This window comes from Streptomyces sp. NPDC003077 (assembly GCF_040611095.1).
Lineage (GTDB): Bacteria > Actinomycetota > Actinomycetes > Streptomycetales > Streptomycetaceae > Streptomyces.
This window is the reverse complement of the sequence record NZ_JBEXNM010000074.1, coordinates 26,831-43,593: the sequence shown is the minus strand read 5'-3', so window position 1 is coordinate 43,593 and position 16,763 is coordinate 26,831. Positions and strand designations below refer to the sequence as shown.

Sequence of the window (16,763 nt, the reverse complement as noted above, 5' to 3'; positions counted from 1 at the left end):
CCCGGCCCCCACGCCCACGGCTACCTGGGCACGACCGACATCACCGCCCTCAACCCCTCCTTCGCCGGCCCGGCCGGGGAGATCGTCTCCACCCCCCGCGACATGGACAGGCTCCGACCGCGCTGACATCCGGGAACTGCTGCTACCCGGGTGTGCCGTTGACCGACGCTCGGTGGGCGCGGGTCGAGCCGTTGCTGCCGGACCGGGCACCGAGGCGGGGTGGTCGCCGGCACGATCGCGTTCACGCGTGGGTCACTGACTGCACCTGGAAGCGGGTGTTCACCACGCTGATAGCCCGGACCGATACCGAGCAAGAACCGACGTGGGCTGTCCCGGTGGATACCGCGATCGTGCGGGCTCACCGGCACGCGGCCGGGGTCCGCAAAAACGGGCCCCAGCCGACGAACCAACCGATCACGCCATCGGCCGGTCCCGTGGCGGACCGACCATGATGATCCACCTCGCAGCCGATGCCCGCTGCCGGCCCCTGAGGTTCGTCCTCACCGCCGGGCAGGCCGGGGACGCACCCGCTTCCCAGGCGGTCATGTCCCGCCTGCGCGTTTCCCGGCAGCGTGGCCGCCCGCGCACGAGGCCGGAGGTGGTGCTGGTGGACAAGGCCGACTCCTCCCACGCGGTACGTGACCACCTGCGCAAGCGCGGCATCCGGCGGTGATCCGGTCCCGGCGGACCAGTGTGGGCACAGACTGCGGCGGGGCAGCCGGGGCGGCCGGCCACCGATCTTGATCGCGAGAGCTGCAAGCAGCGCAACACCATCGAGCGGCGCATCAGCGTCACCGAGAACATCATCGCTGTCCGCGTCCTTCAGCGAGGCTGGAACCTGCGGCTTCTCACGGCGTCTCAGACTGTGTCAGAGAGGGCAGTCTCACGAGCCTGCCCTTATCCTTGATCGACCTCTGGCACTCTCGCCTCAGTGAGCATCGCGAAGAAGGCCGCGATGGGACCGGTGCGCTGGGACCGGTCCGTCGTGAAGACCAGCCGTTGAGCTGCCCTGGACAGACCCACGAAGAAGGTCGATGTCCCTTCACGCGGGTCGCTCCCGAGCGCCCACCACTGTCTGCCGTGAATACCGAGGAAGAACACGGTGTGGTACTCGAGGCCCTTGCTGCGGTGGGTGGTGAGCAAGACGACGGCATCGGCGGACTCGAATTCGTCGAGTACCCCACCCCAGTCCTCTGACCCGTCAAGCACCGTCTCAAGGCGTGCCTCGAATGCTTCGATGACGAGATCGAACTCCTCACCGGGTGCCGTGGCCTTGACGTAGCGGCGCAGGGCCGCGCTGTCCACGAGGTCGAGCACCTTTCGGACGGCGTCGGCCGCAGACGTGGTCGACGGAGGGTGGGCCTGAAGCCAGGCACGGAGCCGGGTGGTCAGGTCGCTCAAGTCCTCGCCGACACGCTGCTGGGCTCTCTCGTCATCGGTTGCGCCGTGTACACGCTCCAGAGTCGCCGATACCTCCTGCCACAATGCTGCGAGGCCACGAGGCTGGTGCGCCAGCCGGAGCAGCCCCACGAACAGGCGGGTCGTCTCGCTCTTGAGCAGGTCTTGGAGGGCCATCTTGCCGAGCCGAGCGTCGTCGTTGCGGACTCGGATTCCGTGCGCGGCGAGGCGAGCCCGAAACAGAGGCTCGAAGTCTTTGACTTTCTGCCGTGCGATGAGCGCGAAGTCTGCTGGAGTACGGTCCGAGCTGGCAATGTCCCGGGCGATCCAGTCGGCGATGAACCGCGCCTCCCTATCTCCGCCCGAGAATGCCCACAGCACGGCCGGCTCGTGCCCGTCCTCGGCAGTTGCCTTCGGGGTGGGCCGCACTGAGGCCGGATCGAGTTTGTTGGCGATCACGTGCTGGAGTTCGACCAGGGCGTCGCTGGAGCGAAAGTTCCACGCCAGCGGGTAGGTGGTGGCGTCGAAAGTGCTTGTGAAGCGCTGGACGGCCTCGGGCATAGCGCCGGCCCAGCCCATGATCCGCTGCTTGCTGTCCCCAACCGTTGTCACCGCGGTCTCCTCGCCGAAAACGGACGTGAGGAAGGAGAACTGCGCGCTGGTCGTGTCCTGGAATTCATCGACGAACACGATGGGGTAGGTCATCCGTAGGGCGCGTCGAAGCTTCGGCACCGCACGGACCAGCAGCTCGGCGAGCCGGTTGAGCATGACGAAGTCGACTTCCGCCCTTCCCGGCCGCAGGTAGCGGGCGCGCCACCACTCGCGTACGGCGTAGGAGACGGGGTCGACGTCATCGTCCGTCGGCACGCTCTCGGGCAAGTTCCATCGCCCGACGATGTCGGAGACGAAGCGTCCGGACTGAAATCCGAGTTGCCCGGCCAGCGTCTGCGGGGCCGAGAAGGCGACGGTGTTGAGGAAGGTGTTCACTTCGGAGTTGGGTGCGTTGCGGATGTCGTACCCGTGGCTCATCCGCCAGTCCGGCGGAAGGGCCAGCGCGAACCGATCCACCAGCCCCTTGGTGAACGCGTCGAAGGTCATGGAGGCGAAGCGGCTGGCGTGCTCCGGAGCGCGGGCGGCGACCCGGCGGCCGAGGTTAGCGGCCGCATCCCGCTTGAAGGAGATCGCCAGAATGTGCTGCGGCCACGGGCACAGCCCGGTCTGCAGAAGGTAGGCAGCGCGTTGAGCAAGGAACTCCGTCTTGCCCGCGCCCGGGCCGGCCACGACCGCTACATTGCCGGTGTCCCGGAGAGCCGCCCACGCGGTTGGTTCCAGATCCTCGATTCCTGCCGGGGCCCAATCTTCCACCGGAACCACGGTCGTTGGCCGCTGCGTTGGAGCACCTGCCAGGAGCCGGCGGTCGGAGGCGCTCACAGTGAGACCACCTTTCGAATGTGCTCCACGAGGGCCACAAGCACCTCTGGCGCGTTCAATCGGAGCTCCTCGTCACTGAGGCGGCCGAGCGCGCTCAGGTGGGTACTCGGTTTCGAACGCGACAGGAACAGGTACCGGTACCAGCCCAGCCGCTCAGCCCGTTCCTTGTTCCAGTAGCCCGGCCTGGTCCCCTTCTCCCCCAGAACCGTAGTTGTGGGATCACTAGAATCCGGCCCACGCTGGCCGCCTTCGAGGTGTCTGTAGGCTTTATCGAACGCGCACAGCATGGCGTAGTCGAGGTCAAGCGGCTCGGAGTAGAAGACGGCGAACTTTCGCAGGTGCTGCAGGATCGGCCCGACGTCCTGGAGGAGAAGGTCGTCGTGGATCTCGCTTACCTCGTCGTAGCCGGTAAGCCCTTCCAGGGGATTGAGCCCGTTCTCCAAAAGACGGTTGCAGGCGTCACGGAGCCGCGCCGGGCCCGCGCCAGCCTTGCCGTAGTCGAGGTCTAGCAGGGTGGCGTGGGGGATGTCTAGGTCGCGGAGCAGCTTCCACATGTGGTTGGTGTGCCTGCCGTCGAGCGGCACCATCGCTACGAAGGACGGGTCCAGCTGCACACCGTGGGCCTGGGCGATCCGGGGAATGACGAGCTGCTCGGTGTCGCCTTCGCCCAGCACTACGAACTTGGCGAAGTACAGCTCCGGGTGGGCACGCACTGCCTCCCGCAGGTACTTGCCCGCTTCGGTGGTGTCGTCGGGGAGGGCGATCTCGCGGACGGATGCCGTATCGGCGGCTGGCTCCGTACGGAAGTATCGAACGTTTTCGGGGCGGATACGGGTCATCACGCTGGATGAGTGGCTTGAGAGGATCGTCTGTGTCGTTGTAGTACCGCTCAGATCTTGCAGTTGGCCGACGATCCGAGACAGGAAGAACGGCGAAAGGTTGTTCTCGGGTTCCTCGACCGCGATCAGGGTCAAGTGCGGCAGGTGAGCAGCTTGCAGAGTGAAGTCGTCATCATGCTGGCCGGCGTAGACGGCGGCCTCGACGTCGATGGCTGCTGCCGTCAAGGCGAGATGCAGCAGCGACCGCTGCCCGTCGCTCAGCATGCGGGCTGGTCTGGGCTGAGCGTTGTGGTCGGGCTCGAAGACAAGCTCGGAATCGCGGACCAGCTGGTTGAAGTCGCCGTCGAGCAGCCGCAGCTTGGGGTCCGAATGCATTCGTGCGTCGTGCAGTTCCTGCCACCGGGCCGTCAGTGCACCTTCGACCGCTTGGACCACGGGCTCCTCGGAGAACTTTTCGGCAAGTTCAGCCGCATGGCCACTGACGAGGTCCCGCAGGCCAGTTGACCACTGCGCAGCTCGCCACAGTCGACTGCGGAGAAAGGCCGTTACCTGGCGCACGCCGTCACGGGAGGCCGGGATGTAGATCATCTGGATACGGCTACGCTCCGCAGCGCTGAGCTGCACATAGTCGTCCTCGCTGTACTCCTCGGCAAGGGTGTTGACGATCACGCGTGACTCGGTGATCGCCCCCTCCACCGTGCCGTCATCGACCCATTCGGCCCGGAGTGCAATTCGGACTTTCAGGTCACCAACCTCTTCGGCAGCCATGCGCCGGAAGAACTCCGGGACCGCTCGGAACGTGCTAGCTGGCTGCTGGCGCTCCGCATCCTCCGCGGCATCCCCGTCGTCGCCTTCTTCGACCTCATCGTTCTCCCCGCTGCCGTCGAGTTCGGGGAAGGCGAGCACCGCTTCGATCGTGAGTGCGCGGCTGGCGGGCAGGTCGACCTCGTCCACGGGCACATGAAAGTCGTCCACCCGTACGGACCGTTCTTGGCCGGATATCCCGAACAACCGCAGCAGTGCCTCGCAGGCCGCGGTTTTGCCCGAACCGTTGGCACCAATGAAGGCAGTCATGCCCCGGTCCAGGCGGACTGAAGTGCGTCCCGGCCCGTAGCACTTGAAGTTCTCCAGCACAAGCTTCTCGATGAACATTCGTCACTTCCCGGTACAACGACGTCTTCATGAACGGCAACCGCGCACATGACGGTATCGAACCCGTTCGATCTCAGGGCCATATCGATCAAAATCGGCGCCGGTCCTGTCTGGGGCGACACCAGGAATCGCGGCTGACGAGGGCCGTGGTGGAGGCGCGGCTGCCCTACCTCGTGTCAGATCCAGCTGACCTGGCGCCGACTCGCTCCGTAGAGCGAACACAGACTGTGCAGCCAGTCTCGGATTCGTAGTCAAACGGCCGTTGACTGGCCAGCTGTCGTGAGATTCGGCCACAGCGTCTGCGATCTGACAAGATGGCCATGGACACTAGTTCGTATCCTTTCGCAACGCAGTTAGTCGTGTGCGAGTCGCTGACCTGGGTCGACTAAGGGCTGTCCCGTAACTGCTGGGCACGGGTGAGGTGATCTTGCTGTGTCTGGTGTGATCAAGGCGTCGGAGCCGTCCTGGACAGCCCTGTTCACCGGGCTGAGCCCTCCGCAGTTCGGCAAGCTGATCACCGCGCTGCGGCGCGAGGGCGCCGACCCGGTGCGCAAGGGCCGGCCGTGGAGTCTGCCGCTGGAGGACCGGGTGCTGCTGGTCGCCGCGTACTGGCGCACCAACCTCACCTGCGTCGGCTGGCCCCGCTGTTCGGGGTGCCCAAGTCGGCTGCGAACCGCATCATCGACCACCTCAGCCCCTCACTTGCGCTCCAGCAACGCAAGCGGTTCCGCAAGCACACCGTGCTGATCGTGGACGGCACCTTGGGGCCCCACCCACGATCACGGCCTCGCCGAGCAGTCGAAGAACTACCGATACTCGACCAATCACCAGGTCGTCATCGACGCCGACACCCGGCTCATCGTCGCCGTCGGCCGGCCGCTGCCCGGCAATCGCCACGACTGCAAGGCATGGGAACTGTCCGGCGCAAAGGACGCCGTCGGCAGGACGACCGTGATCGCGGACGGCGGCTGCCGGGGCACCGGCCTGGTCATTCCGCACCGTCGCGAACGCGGCCAGGCCCGAACTCCCGGCCTGGAAAGAGGAGAGCGCACCGCCTCCCACCGCAAGGTCCGCACCCGCGTCGAGCATGTATTTGCCCGAATGAAGGGCTGGAAGATCCTTCGTGACTGCCGCCTGAAGGGCGACGGCGTCCACCACGCCATGCTCGGCATCGCCCGCCTACACAACCTCGCCCTCGTAGGGTGACGGGAAACAGGAAGGCCATCCAGCACGCCGCAGATCATTTACGGGACAACCCTTAGATTCACTGTCAGAAAATCCGAAACGGCTGAGTTCGCTGTCAAACGCCTCGATTGGATGACAAAGGACACCAGTTCGCCGGGGGCAGACAGGAAAGATTCCGTAAGGACTGGCCAACATTCCATTCGGATGTCAACGTAGACACCTTCCCAGGAAAATGCCAGGTCAGAGAGGTGATGCCTGTGACTGTGGAGGTGCCCACCCCCGGGTTCTCCAGGAGCGCCGATGCTTTGCGGCTGCGCGGGTGGCGGCTGGGGGCAGGACAACCGACTTTGGTAACCGACCTTTTCACGTCCGAATTCTTCAACCTGGTCGTGGACGACCGAGGTGATGTACACGTGAATTCGCAGGATGGCCGTTTTTACCTCGGCTGGTTTCCGGGCGGGCGCCCAGGCACCGATGGTGAGGGCTGGAAACTCGCCGTCACCGGGACCGCCAAGATTCCCGGATACAGCGTTTCCTTCCACACCGAGACCCCGGCGGAGATTGTCGCCGCCACCGTGACCCGCATCCTGACCACCTCTCGCCCGATGTGAGAGGGCATCGAGGACACGGCCGTGCGACCCCGATGTCGCGTACGACACGTACTGTGCCTCTGCCTGACACCGAGTTGCCCGCCTTCGATAGCGCAAGGAGGATGCCCTGGAGCCGTACGCGCCGGAGATGACCGTCGGAGAGGTCGTCGACCTCTTGACAGGATGCGACCGCGGTACGCCAGTCCGGCTGGCCATCAACCCGTTCTTTCCCATGGCTCACAAGCTGGGCGGCGTGGTCATCGCCCGGGACGAGAAAGGAACCCCGGCGGTCTTCATCGCGGAGGCCAAGGACGCTGAGCAGCTCGGGCACCTGCCGCCCGACGTCGCCGTCCAGCTCACCTGGCAGGCTCCGGCCGAGGCCCCCTCGTACCGCCGCCGCAAGGCCGCCCGGGCGACGGCGGACACTGAACGCTCACGAACCACGGAGGTGTCCTGAACCCCCACCATCCCAATGATCCTTTTCACCACGACTCGCCGGAGCCGGTGTATTGGGTGGCCCCGCGCCATCTGGCCGGTGATGATGGCGTTCTCGCCGAGCGGATCGGTGATCTGCTCACCTGGATGGGCTGGCGCATGTGGCCGACGTCCCGCCACACCCTGCTGTACGTGAGCCCGGACGGGCTGTGCGGCGCCGAGTGGATTCTCGCCGGCTACCCGTTCGAACTCGGGGGACTGCCGGTGGCCTGGCAGCTTTCCGCCCGTCCGCACCCGTCCAGCGTCATGACGGAGTGGAACGCGTACTTCACCACCGGCGTTCCGCACGAGGTGCTCGCCGATCTCCTCGTCGCGCTCGACGCCCGCGAGCTGCCGGCGGCCGGGTTCGCCGAGGCCGAGACGGTTGTCTCCGCGCTCGTCGCCCGGGGCTGGATCAGGGATGTGGACCGTCCTCGTACGACCGCCACGGACCCCGGTCTCTCCACCAGCGTGTCACTGGAGACGCTTCCGCCGCTCATCCAGGACGCCGACCCGCGGCCTGAGCTGATGGGCTGGCAGGCATGGGCGGAACCCGTTCTCGGCGCCCCGTATCTGTGGTGCGCCAGCTTCAGCGCCAGCGTCCCGCACGACCTGGTCGCGGTCTTCGCTTCCTCGCTCGCTTCATCGGTTCCGGTGCCGCGCCGTACGCTGCCGGATGGTATGGAGGGCCGGCTCACGGTGTATCGCCGCAGCTGAGGTCCTGGGGCGTCCGCGCTGGAGACACGCATCGGGATCAGCGCACTATCGCTTGCCTCTACGCGGCCGAGGGGGCCTCGCCTGTCCGCACGCGTAGCCGGGCCCGGAATCCGTTCCTCCCTCCGCCCCTCTCGGTGATCTGCTCATCGCTGTTCCTTCGATACGGCTGCGCCCCCTACTGCAAATCCAGTAGGGGGCGCAGCCGTGAGGTGCGGAGGTCAGCGGGCGGCGGTCTGGGCCTTGCCGAGTGTCTTCTCCAGGTGGAAGTCCACGAGTCCTGAGGACCTCGCGACGACCGCCAAGACGTTTCCGGCGCGGACCGCGGTCTGCTTCACGACGCTGCGCCGCCCGCCGACGGAGTAGGTGATCACTCGGCTCCATTGTCCGCCGCCTACGTTCGGGGCGGTCGTCTGCTGGGTGCCCATGTCGATGACAGCGCTGTCGGACACCACCTGGTATATGGGGCAGGAGACCATCGCGTCGAAGATCTTGCTGATGTTCCTGGAGAGCTTCTCTCGGGTGTCGCTGTACAGCTCCTCGGTCAACTCAGAGCTGCTGCCGCCGGCGTATATGAAGGGCGCCTTCGTTTTGCGGGGAAAGCGGAGGCTGCCGCCGGTCGCTGCGTCGCCGCAGAGCTGTTCCAGCGTCGGGCAGCCGGTCACGGTGACGTCGTCGTGACGCGCAGGGCGTGCGGGCTTGCGGGTGCAGCCTGCCAGAGCCAGGGCAGTGAGGGTGCCCAGGCCAAGGGCGGTCGTGGTGTGAAGGTGGCTGCGAGGCCCCTGAGTGACTGTGGAGCGGACGGTCTGATTGGACCGGCCCTCCGGGGGCCGGTGATGAGTAGGGGTCTCGGAATCAGTGGCCGAGGTGCCGCAAGCCCTCTTCGAGGGTGGCGTGGAACCCGTCGACCGGGCCAGAGTTGCGGTTGTACCAAGCTGCGTCCAGCCTGGGTTCCTGCGTCTCGTGGCCGGCCCGGCAGCGCAGCCATACCGAGTCGTCGCGCATGCTGAAGATGATCCAGTCCCGGTACGCGCCGCACTCGGGGCACGAGCGGACCTCGCCGTCGATGATGAGCGGCTGCTCCCAGCGCATCATCAGGCCGGACACCTCCTGTCGCGAGGGCACCCGCAAGTCCGGCGGCAAGAAGTCCGGCGCTGCTGCTTCCGGTGCGGCCGGGGCCGGGGTGTTCGGTCCGGCCATGTCGGGCAGCGGCTGCGTCGGGTGCATCCGCAGCAGCGCGTAGCCCGCGCGCTGGGCGTCGCGGAACTCACGGTGGGCACGAGCGCGTCGGAACACCGGAACTCCTCTGGTCGTCTGGCAGGCCACAGGGAGCGTGCACCATGGCCCTGACCTGCTGCAACTCTCAGAGTCCATAATCATCTGGGCCTGCGCGACCGGTCGTGGCGGCTGGTCGAGGGGGAGGCGGTGCGCCCTGTCGAGCCAGCCGTGGCAGCGTTGTGGTGTTCGGGCATCGTCGAGGCGTCCGCGGGCAGGTCGGCCATGCGGCGCAGCCGCCACACCAGAACGTCGCTGACGGACTCCGCGGTGGTCAGCTCGCGCCGACCGGCGGCCTCGGCCAGCAGCGCCGACGGGTCGTGGCCGGCGTTCTCCGCGTCGGCGAGGGTGGCCGCCAGGGCGTACCAACCCGGCTCGGCCAGGATCTGCTCGGCCAGTTCGGGTACCGCCGTGCGCAGATGGGCGGACTGCCGGTGCCGCAGGGGCTGCGGGAGGCGTCGGCCCCGCTGGTACAGGACGCCCATGGGCACGGGGGCGGCGGTTCGGTAGGCGGCGCGCAGGTGGTCGGCGGCCTTCAGGGCGGCGGCGGCCTGCTGGGTGTGTTCCTTCTTCGCGTGCCAGTGCGCGGCGGCGGTGACGAGGAAGAACGCCATGTCGATCAGCATCGCCGTGGTGGCGCCGTCCTCTCCACGGCCCAGTGCCGGGCCGCTGTGGACGAGATCGCGGGCGGCCTGCCGCAGGGCGCGGTCGTGGCCGCGTTCCGCACGGACGTGGGAGCGCGAGGCCCGCTCGAAGGCGAAGGCCGCCTCGCGCAGCTGCTGCCGGGTGTGGGCGGCGGAGGTCTTGGCGAGCGCGTCCAGGATTTCGCCGGCCGCCGCGATGTGCGCGGCGGCCTGGGGGTCGGGACCGCGGTCGAGGATGAGCACGGCCTGCCAGACGGCGGCGGTGGCACGGCGGCGAGCCGTGGCGGGCCCGCTGGGGGAGCGGCGGGCAGGGGAGCCCGGCGGGACTTCGTCGTTGGTGCTCGGCCGCGGGGTGCCGGACCAGCGCTCGCGGATACGGGGCAGGGAGAGGTCGGGGGCGAGTTTGGAACCCGAGTAGAAGACGGGTTCGCTGTCCTTGTTGCGGTCGTCGGGCAGCGCGACGGTGTAGCCGAGCAGATCGCCGGAGGGAGCGACGCGCCGGCGGACCAGCAATCCGCCGGCGGTCAGCCGGTCGAAGAACTCTGTCTCGCTCTCGGCCCCGGCCACCGCCCGGCGTACGGACTCCCGCAGTTCTTCGCGGGGGGTGCGCTCCCGCTTGTGGCGTTCGGCCTTGTGACGCTCGGCGCTGGTGGGTCGCTGAGCGGCGGTGCCGTCACCGGCGTTGAGGCGCCGCAGTCCCAGCTCGGCTTCCAGGAGCCGGGCTTCGGCCTGTACGCGGCGCGCGTCGAAGCGGAGGTCCGGCTTGTAGCCGTCCTCCCGGACCATGGTGGCGACGATGTGGATGTGGTCATCGGCGTGCCGGACGGCCGCCCAGCGGCACCCGGCCGCCTCGCCGGGGTCGTCGATCCCGGCCGCGGCCACCATGCGCCGCGCCACGTCCGCCCATTCGTCGTCGGTCAGGAGGCGGTCCTCGGCGGCATTGCGGACCGACAGGTGCCAGACGTGTTTGCGCGGCCGGTCGGCTTCGTCGATGTTGCCGAGAGGCTGGTCCAGGAGGTGCTGGCGTTGCTTGAGGGTGGCCTGCGGGTCGCGGCCGGGGTCGGGGGCGTTGCCGTCCCAGGACGCCACGAGGTGGGGGGCGACGTGTTCCTCGTACGTGCCGGGTCCGTAGAGGTAGTGCAGCAGGCCGATGGTGCGCGTGCCGCGCTTGTGGATCCTGGGGATCATGCTGGGGTGCTGTGTCCTACGGCTGGCTGAGCAGGCGGTCGGTGGCGTGCTGGACGCGGTGTACGGCACGGTGGACGGCGGCGATGACGGAGTCGAGTTCCGAAGGCCGGCCGCCGGAGTTGATGGCGCGGGTCACCTGGTTGAGGTTGTTGCCGACCTGTCCGAGGTGGCGGCGGGCGGCGAACAGCTCGGCCACCAGCTCCCGCTGGCCGGCGATGGCGGCGGTGGTGCTGTCGAGGTCGTGCGCGGCGGCCAGGCCGCTGCGGGCGAGGAACGCGGGCAGGGACGTACGGGCGCTCCGGGCGGCGGCGGTGAGGAGCGTCTTTTCGTCGTCGTTCAGGCGAACGCTGCAGACGTGCCGACGCTTGAGGCCTTCGCGTTTGGGCGAGCGTTTGCGCGAGTGGTTCTTGGCGTCGCGGCGCTTGTGCTGCGGCGCCTGCTTCTCCGGCTGCGGTCCGCCCTCGGCCGCTGCCTCCCGGACCAGTGCCCCCCGGCGCTGGTCCGCCCCCGCCACCCCTGGGGCGGGTTCCGGCCAAGGCACCTTCCCCGACGGGGAAGAGTGTCTTGGCCGATAACTTGCTCGCCCCACGGTCGAGTTGGGGGCCGGCTGGCCTGCGGTGGGGGCAGAGCGTGGGATCGGGTTCGTCATCGGGTGCGGTTCCTGGGAGTGCGGAGTCGGTGCTGGACTTCGGCGACAAAGGCAATCAGGGCGGCCGATCCGTCGAGGACGCGGACGCGGGCTTCGGGCTCGTCCTGGAGGAGCCACTGGCCGGTCGGCGCCAGGACGGCCGCGTGCAGGAGGTGGTGGCGGACGAGCACGTCCGCCCAGGCGTCGGCTTCGGCTGCGGTCGGCGCCGTCGTACGCGGGTGTCGGGGGGTGATGGCGTGTCCTCCGTCGTGGGGCGGTGACCCGGTACCAAGGCCGGGCCACCGCTTCTGAAGGGCGGGCGCACAGGCGGCTGACCTGCGCTTATGCGGGGATCAGCCGCACTCGGGGCAGGTGTCGATGTGGCGGTTCAGCGCCCTGGCCATGCTCCGCTTGACCGTGAAGGCGTTCTTCGCGCTGGTCTTCGCCGGCGTCGTGCCCTGGTGGCGCGCGGAGTGGTTGCTCAGGAAGCGGATGTCCCGCTCGTAGCCGGTCTTGATGCGCGTGAAGCGCGGGCACGTCTTCACCGTGCGCTCCTTGTCGTCGTGGCCGTCGTGGTGGTCCTGCTCGTCTCGCGGCGGAGGCGTTGCAGGACCGGGGTCAGGCGGTCGTTGCGGATGCCGATGTCGTGGGCGCGCATGATCTCCCTGAGCTGGGCGCGCGTGACCTCCGCGTTCCCGTCGCGCTCCAGCAGCGCGGGAACGTGGGGACGGAGCCGGGCGACGAGCTGGTCCACGGAGAGCTTCGCTGCCGACTGCGGTCCCCGGCTCGCCCGGGACCGGTCCCCGGTGGTCTTCGGGGTGGCCTTGGGGCCGACGCCCGTCTCTTCCTGGTTTCCGCCGTCGGGACCAGGGTGGGGACGGGGGCCTTCGGAGTCGGTCCCGAGGCCGGGCTGGGGACGGGACTCTTCGGGACCGGTCCCGGGGACTGTGTCGGGACGGCCGTCCACGGACTTGATCCCCAGGGCCGGGCGGGGGCGGTCCCCGCATGGTCCGGTCCCCTGGCGCGAGTCCGCCCCGTCCTGGTCCCCGTTGGCGAGGACGGGGCGGATGATCAGGGCCTGGTCCCCGTGGTCGGAGGCCTGGGCGCCGACGGTCCCGTCCGCGCTCGGACCGGGCGCGGGGACCGCGTCGCCGTGGTCCCTGTTCGGGATGGGGACCACCACGCGGTCCCCGTCCGCCAGGCGGTCCGTCACGTCTTCCGAGCTCGCACCGTCCACGCCGGAACGGTCCCCGACCGACGGGCGGCCGTCGGGACGGGGCGGTTCCGGACGTCGGTCCCCAACGCCCACCGGATCGGTTCGCGGCGAGGGCCCCGTTCGGTCCCCAGTTGCCCAGTGACCCGCACCGGTGTCGGGGACCGGGCGAAGCCGACGCGGGCGACGGTCCCAGCCGGTTGGCTCGGTGGAGACCGCACCGTCCCGCTTCGCCTCGGCGGTCCCCTGTTCGCCGGAGGCGGTCTGCGGATGGTGGCGGGTGATGAGGATGTACAGGTGGACGGCGCCGGCCAGAGCGAGCGGCGCGAGAGTGGACAGAGCCGCCACGACCATGTCGCCCAGGCGCAGCCCGTCGCTGGTGGTCTGCTGGTTCAGGCGCACCGCGTGCAGGGCGTTCGCCCAGATGCTCGCGGCGGTCGCGGTGCCGAAGAGCGTCCACACGTAGAGCCGGGCGCGCAGCGGAGCCGAGGAGAGGACCAGCAGGGCCCGTACGCCGTAGGCGATGAAGCCGTCGATCACGAGCGGGAAGAGGTAGGTCAGCAGTCCCCGGACGTGGATGGCGACGGCCATCTGCTGCAGGGCGTCGTAGCTCAGGGCGCAGCCGGCGGTCCCGAGGGTGATGATGGCGAGCCGGTCCCAGGCTCCGATGGGGGCGACGGTGAGGGGCGCGGTGGTGCGGTGGGTCATGCGGCCTTTCCGAGCGCGGTGATCAAGGCTTGGGTGTGCACCTGGCGGGTGACGGGTGAGGTAGAGGGCTCCTCGTTCTCGTCCTGGTCGCGCTCGTTGCCGGTGGTGCCGTCTTCGCCGTACAGGCCCCAGTAGCGGTCGCGGTCGTCCACGGCGTGGGCCGCTTTGCGCATCAGGTCGCGGGCCCAGTCGAGGTCGAGCCGCAGGGTGTAGGCGAGGCGTTGGGGGCTCCACCCCCGGACGTAGGCGTGGCGGGTGACGGCCTCGCGCTCGGCGTCGCTGAGGTGGATGTCGCGGCCCTGGAAGGCGGCGCGTACTCGGCTGTAGTCGAGGCGTTTGCTGACCTTCGCGTGCCAGGGGCGGCGTTCGGCTTCGGTCAGTCCGCCCCACAGGCCGTACCGGATCTCGTTGTCCAGGGCGTAGGCGAAGCAGTCCTTCTTGACCGGGCACCGGCCGCAGATGGACTTGGCCTCGGCGATGGCCTCGTGATCACGGGGCGCCGGGAAGAACAGCTCGTCGGAGTCGGCGGGGGTCATTCCGTGGCACAGACCGCGAGCATGCCAGCTGTGGTCGGCGATCCCCCGCAGGGCCGGGGGAGGGGTGTCGGTGGTGGTGATGTAGCGCATGGGATTCTCCGGATACGCCTCTTGCCGGGCGATGGCGCGGCGTCGGTGAACGGCGGTGTGGCGAGGCAGTGCTGGGGCGCGGCGGTGCCGCGACGGAGGCGAGGTCGGTTGCCGAAGGCGGGGATCAGCGGCGCAGGAAGCGGCGGTCCGGCCCGGTGAAGCGCACCGGCGTGCACATGCCGGACAGGCGGGAGAGCACGCGGTCGCCGACCTTGTCGCGTAGCACCGGCTGGCGCGGGTCCATGTCCGCGGTGCGCACCGGCGGGAGGTTGCTGGTGAAGATGGTCGGCAGGTGGTTCTGGGCCCGCCAGTTCACGAGCCGGAAGGTCAGTTCCTCCGTCCACTCCGAGCCCTTGGCGGCACCCAGATCGTCCAGAAGCAGCAGGGGGATCCGTACGATCCGGCGGAGCATGTGCTCCGGGTCCACGCCGCTCCTCGGGCGCATCTCGGCGTACAGATCGGCGGCGGTGGTCGCATGCCACTGCACGCCGCAGCCGGCGGCGGTCAGCGCCCGGATCGCCCCGTACGCCTGGTGGGTCTTTCCGGTTCCCGTGTCACCCCACAGCAGCAGGGACGGGCCGTGCGTGATCCGTCGGCGCCCCGCCGTGCCGTGGTGCGGGTTGAGTCCGCCGACGTGCGGCGCCACCGAGGCGTCCGCGATGGCGCGTACCCACGCCGCGACGTCCGGGTGCTCGGGCAGCGCGTCGCGGTAGTCGACCGGTATGCGCGTCTGGGCGGCTTCCAGCGCCGGAATGGGTTCCGGGGTGTCCGGGAGCGGGCGCTCCGGGTCAAGTCCGCGTTCGGCGATCTTCGCTGCCAGGCGGGCACGGAGTCGATCGGAGACCACGAGCTGAGGCTCGGCGTGTCGGACGCGGGTCACAGGGAACCTCCGAACGTGCTCGGCGCGGGGGCGGTCGGGTTCAGGTACGGGGTGTGGGACGAGACGGCGCCGGCCCACGGCCCCATAGCGGCGACGGAGGACGGTGCGGCGGTGGTCGGCGGCGACGCGGCGTTGACGACCTCGTTCACCAGGCTCGGCAGGACGCTCGGATGTAGTCCCTTGGTCCGCATGCGCTCCAGCGCCGTGCGGATGGTGTCCGGTTCGAAGCGTTCGTCCAGCAGGATCTTGATCTTGCGGCCCAGGATGCCGAGCACGTCCTTCGGGGGACGGCGCTTGCAGGCGCCGGCGTACTCGGCCACCAACTGCTGGGCGGATACCGGTTCCGGAGTAGGGGCGGTCGCGGGCGCCTCGCGCCCCGTAAGGAAAGATCCAGGATCCAAGATCCTAGATCCGGACGGTGAGGCTTCGGCGAGTTCTCCGTGAGCCTTCCGTGAATCCTCATGGAATGCCGCCTGACCTGCGGTTTCACGGGCCGGCGCTGAGACGCTCCCCGCGTTGTCGTCCGACAGCCCCGGCGGGACCATCCCCTGCGCGCAGCCGGATTTCTCAGCGCCCGCTCCTGCGGCGAAACCGGTGACTGACGGCTGGTCGAGTCCTCCGTGAGGACTCATTGACGCCTCACGGAGCACTTGGTGAGGACTCAGTGAAGCCGTCGTCCTGCTCCCTGACGCCGTGCGCCCGGTGGCCGGACATGCCTGCGCCTTGCACTTGCCGCATGCCTGCTCGCCCTGGTGAATCGGGCAACGCGGGACCCGCGACTCGGTGGGTCGGTTGATCTTCTGGTGGTGCTCCCAGGTCACGATGTGAAGCCAGGTACGCCCGTCACAACCGGTGTACCGGCAGATCAGCCCCGCGGCAGCCAGCTCTTCCAGGTCGCGGGCGACGTGCGTGGCGGTGTGCTCGGGCCGCAGTGCCCACAGTCGTCCCGTGATGATCGCGGGGTGGTCGCGGTGCCGGCCGGAGTCATCGGCCTGCGTCATCAGGCCGATGAAGGTCAGCATCGCGGTCACCGAACACTCGGCGAGGGATTCGGACTCGAACATCTCCGGCTTGACCGTGCGTATCCGTGCCATCAGACACCGTCCCGCTGAACGACCTGGGACAGCCCGCGGGCCTCCGGCCCTGAGTGACGGTGGGTGGAAAGGGCGGGGGCAACTGCGCGGGCCGCGGGTTTTGGCCTTTTGCGCGGGGCAGTCGACATGTAACACTCTCCTCGGCAATGAAGCCGCGCCGGTACGCCCCGTGGAAAGGGCCGGTGCGGTGGTGTGGATGAATCTCCGGCCTTCGCACAGGCAGGAGTGCATCGCCGTCGGCGTCTGGGAGTTGCACCTCTCAGGCGCCGACGTTGTTTTTCCGGGCTTACCCGGCCCGGCCGGTTCGCGTCTTCCGTATTTCGTTCCTCTGCTGCCTGTCACCGGGCCGTCTGCCGGGTGAGGACGACGAACATATGCGGACCCTGCGGCAAGATCCAGAACTAGCTAACGAACTCTCCACAAGCCGCAGAAGCAGCCCGCGGAACTCGACGCCGTGAGTCACCGCCGGCGGCCAAGTGGGAAGCGGGATGATCATCCCGAGCGCCCCGGAGATGATCTTCATGTGGTCCCCTGCGTCGTGCGTCACAACAAGCTGTTGAACTGGCTGGTGGGAATGGATTTAAGCCAAGCGTCGAGACCTCGTCAACGGCGGCCGAATGCTCATTCCGTCTCTGTAAGGGCTTCCGTGGAGGCGTGCCGCACACTTACCTACGCGACCGTAAGTCCCTTTTCGCGCAAGGGAGATGAGCGTTTCACGGGAAAG

The 16,763-nt window shown here is 68.6% G+C and carries 15 protein-coding genes and 2 pseudogenes; 6 read left to right on the top strand and 11 right to left on the bottom strand.

Translation table 11 applies throughout. The features are described 5' to 3' along the window. The first annotated feature begins 448 nt into the window (after window positions 1-448). A complete protein-coding gene (locus ABZX96_RS32475) occupies window positions 449-673 on the top strand; it encodes a hypothetical protein (protein ID WP_355551322.1) in 225 nt (74 codons plus the stop codon). A 224-nt stretch (window positions 674-897) separates the two neighbouring features. Here ABZX96_RS32475 and ABZX96_RS32470 read toward each other — a convergent pair whose 3' ends face one another. After that, a complete protein-coding gene (locus ABZX96_RS32470; protein ID WP_355551321.1) occupies window positions 898-2,829 on the bottom strand; it encodes an ATP-dependent helicase in 1,932 nt (643 codons plus the stop codon). After that, the gene (locus ABZX96_RS32465) at window positions 2,826-4,820 is read right to left on the bottom strand and encodes an AAA family ATPase (RefSeq protein WP_355551319.1); all 1,995 of its coding nucleotides are present in this window, start codon (window positions 4,818-4,820) and stop codon (window positions 2,826-2,828) included. The genes ABZX96_RS32470 and ABZX96_RS32465 overlap by 4 nt, the downstream gene beginning before the upstream one ends. Window positions 4,821-5,252: 432 nt before the next feature. Between ABZX96_RS32465 and ABZX96_RS32460 the strand changes: the two are divergent. From ABZX96_RS32460 to ABZX96_RS32445, 4 genes and pseudogenes are all read left to right on the top strand, one after another. After that, window positions 5,253-6,026: pseudogene (locus tag ABZX96_RS32460) on the top strand (transposase). A 230-nt stretch (window positions 6,027-6,256) separates the two neighbouring features. Next, window positions 6,257-6,616 carry a DUF317 domain-containing protein gene (locus ABZX96_RS32455; RefSeq protein ID WP_355551317.1) on the top strand — a complete coding sequence of 120 codons (360 nt, stop codon included), beginning with the start codon at window positions 6,257-6,259 and terminating at the stop codon, window positions 6,614-6,616. A 127-nt stretch (window positions 6,617-6,743) separates the two neighbouring features. Further along, on the top strand, window positions 6,744-7,052 hold the full coding sequence (locus ABZX96_RS32450; RefSeq protein WP_355551315.1) for a hypothetical protein: 309 nt from the start codon (window positions 6,744-6,746) through the stop codon (window positions 7,050-7,052). Between the two features lie 47 nt (window positions 7,053-7,099). Then, complete coding sequence (locus tag ABZX96_RS32445) at window positions 7,100-7,786, top strand: DUF317 domain-containing protein (protein ID WP_355551313.1); 687 nt, start codon at window positions 7,100-7,102, stop codon at window positions 7,784-7,786. Window positions 7,787-8,004: 218 nt separating this feature from the next. Here ABZX96_RS32445 and ABZX96_RS32440 read toward each other — a convergent pair whose 3' ends face one another. From ABZX96_RS32440 to mobC, 4 genes are all read right to left on the bottom strand, one after another. Beyond that, complete coding sequence (locus ABZX96_RS32440) at window positions 8,005-8,448, bottom strand: hypothetical protein (protein WP_355551312.1); 444 nt, start codon at window positions 8,446-8,448, stop codon at window positions 8,005-8,007. A 190-nt stretch (window positions 8,449-8,638) separates the two neighbouring features. Beyond that, window positions 8,639-9,079 (bottom strand): hypothetical protein, encoded by a 441-nt coding sequence (locus ABZX96_RS32435; RefSeq protein ID WP_355551310.1) that lies wholly within the window; start codon window positions 9,077-9,079, stop codon window positions 8,639-8,641. Between the two features lie 80 nt (window positions 9,080-9,159). Then, window positions 9,160-10,890 carry a mobilization protein gene (locus ABZX96_RS32430; protein WP_355551308.1) on the bottom strand — a complete coding sequence of 577 codons (1,731 nt, stop codon included), beginning with the start codon at window positions 10,888-10,890 and terminating at the stop codon, window positions 9,160-9,162. A gap of 16 nt (window positions 10,891-10,906) precedes the next feature. Continuing rightward, on the bottom strand, window positions 10,907-11,431 hold the full coding sequence (mobC, locus tag ABZX96_RS32425; protein WP_355551306.1) for a plasmid mobilization relaxosome protein MobC: 525 nt from the start codon (window positions 11,429-11,431) through the stop codon (window positions 10,907-10,909). Between the two features lie 137 nt (window positions 11,432-11,568). Here mobC and ABZX96_RS32420 point away from each other — a divergent pair, with 137 nt between their 5' ends. Further along, window positions 11,569-11,799: a hypothetical protein gene (locus tag ABZX96_RS32420; protein WP_355551305.1), complete on the top strand. Its 231-nt coding sequence runs from the start codon at window positions 11,569-11,571 to the stop codon at window positions 11,797-11,799. A 72-nt stretch (window positions 11,800-11,871) separates the two neighbouring features. Here the strand turns inward: ABZX96_RS32420 and ABZX96_RS32415 are convergent, their stop codons facing one another. From ABZX96_RS32415 to ABZX96_RS32395, 5 genes and pseudogenes are all read right to left on the bottom strand, one after another. Further along, window positions 11,872-12,063, bottom strand: a complete 192-nt coding sequence (locus ABZX96_RS32415; RefSeq protein ID WP_355551303.1) for a hypothetical protein — start codon at window positions 12,061-12,063, stop codon at window positions 11,872-11,874. Window positions 12,064-13,007: 944 nt separating this feature from the next. Further along, window positions 13,008-13,439, bottom strand: a pseudogene (locus ABZX96_RS32410) (DUF2637 domain-containing protein); the annotation flags it as partial. After that, window positions 13,436-14,065, bottom strand: a complete 630-nt coding sequence (locus tag ABZX96_RS32405; RefSeq protein ID WP_355551301.1) for a WhiB family transcriptional regulator — start codon at window positions 14,063-14,065, stop codon at window positions 13,436-13,438. The gene ABZX96_RS32405 and the pseudogene ABZX96_RS32410, both read right to left, overlap by 4 nt. 124 nt (window positions 14,066-14,189) lie before the next feature. Next, on the bottom strand, window positions 14,190-14,912 hold the full coding sequence (locus tag ABZX96_RS32400) for an ATP-binding protein (protein ID WP_355551299.1): 723 nt from the start codon (window positions 14,910-14,912) through the stop codon (window positions 14,190-14,192). Window positions 14,913-14,941: 29 nt separating this feature from the next. Continuing rightward, entirely contained in the window at window positions 14,942-16,039 is a 1,098-nt protein-coding gene (locus tag ABZX96_RS32395) for a hypothetical protein (RefSeq protein WP_355551297.1), read from the bottom strand. Window positions 16,040-16,763 lie beyond the last annotated feature (724 nt).

Coding starts and splice junctions, on each gene's coding strand:
- ABZX96_RS32465 (WP_355551319.1), bottom strand. CDS start 4,820: ATGTTCATCGAGAAGCTTGTGCTGGAGAACTTCAAGTGCTACGGGCCG.
- ABZX96_RS32395 (WP_355551297.1), bottom strand. CDS start 16,039: ATGGCACGGATACGCACGGTCAAGCCGGAGATGTTCGAGTCCGAATCC.
- ABZX96_RS32450 (WP_355551315.1), top strand. CDS start 6,744: ATGACCGTCGGAGAGGTCGTCGACCTCTTGACAGGATGCGACCGCGGT.
- ABZX96_RS32455 (WP_355551317.1), top strand. CDS start 6,257: ATGCCTGTGACTGTGGAGGTGCCCACCCCCGGGTTCTCCAGGAGCGCC.
- ABZX96_RS32475 (WP_355551322.1), top strand. CDS start 449: ATGATGATCCACCTCGCAGCCGATGCCCGCTGCCGGCCCCTGAGGTTC.
- ABZX96_RS32405 (WP_355551301.1), bottom strand. CDS start 14,065: ATGCGCTACATCACCACCACCGACACCCCTCCCCCGGCCCTGCGGGGG.
- ABZX96_RS32430 (WP_355551308.1), bottom strand. CDS start 10,890: ATGATCCCCAGGATCCACAAGCGCGGCACGCGCACCATCGGCCTGCTG.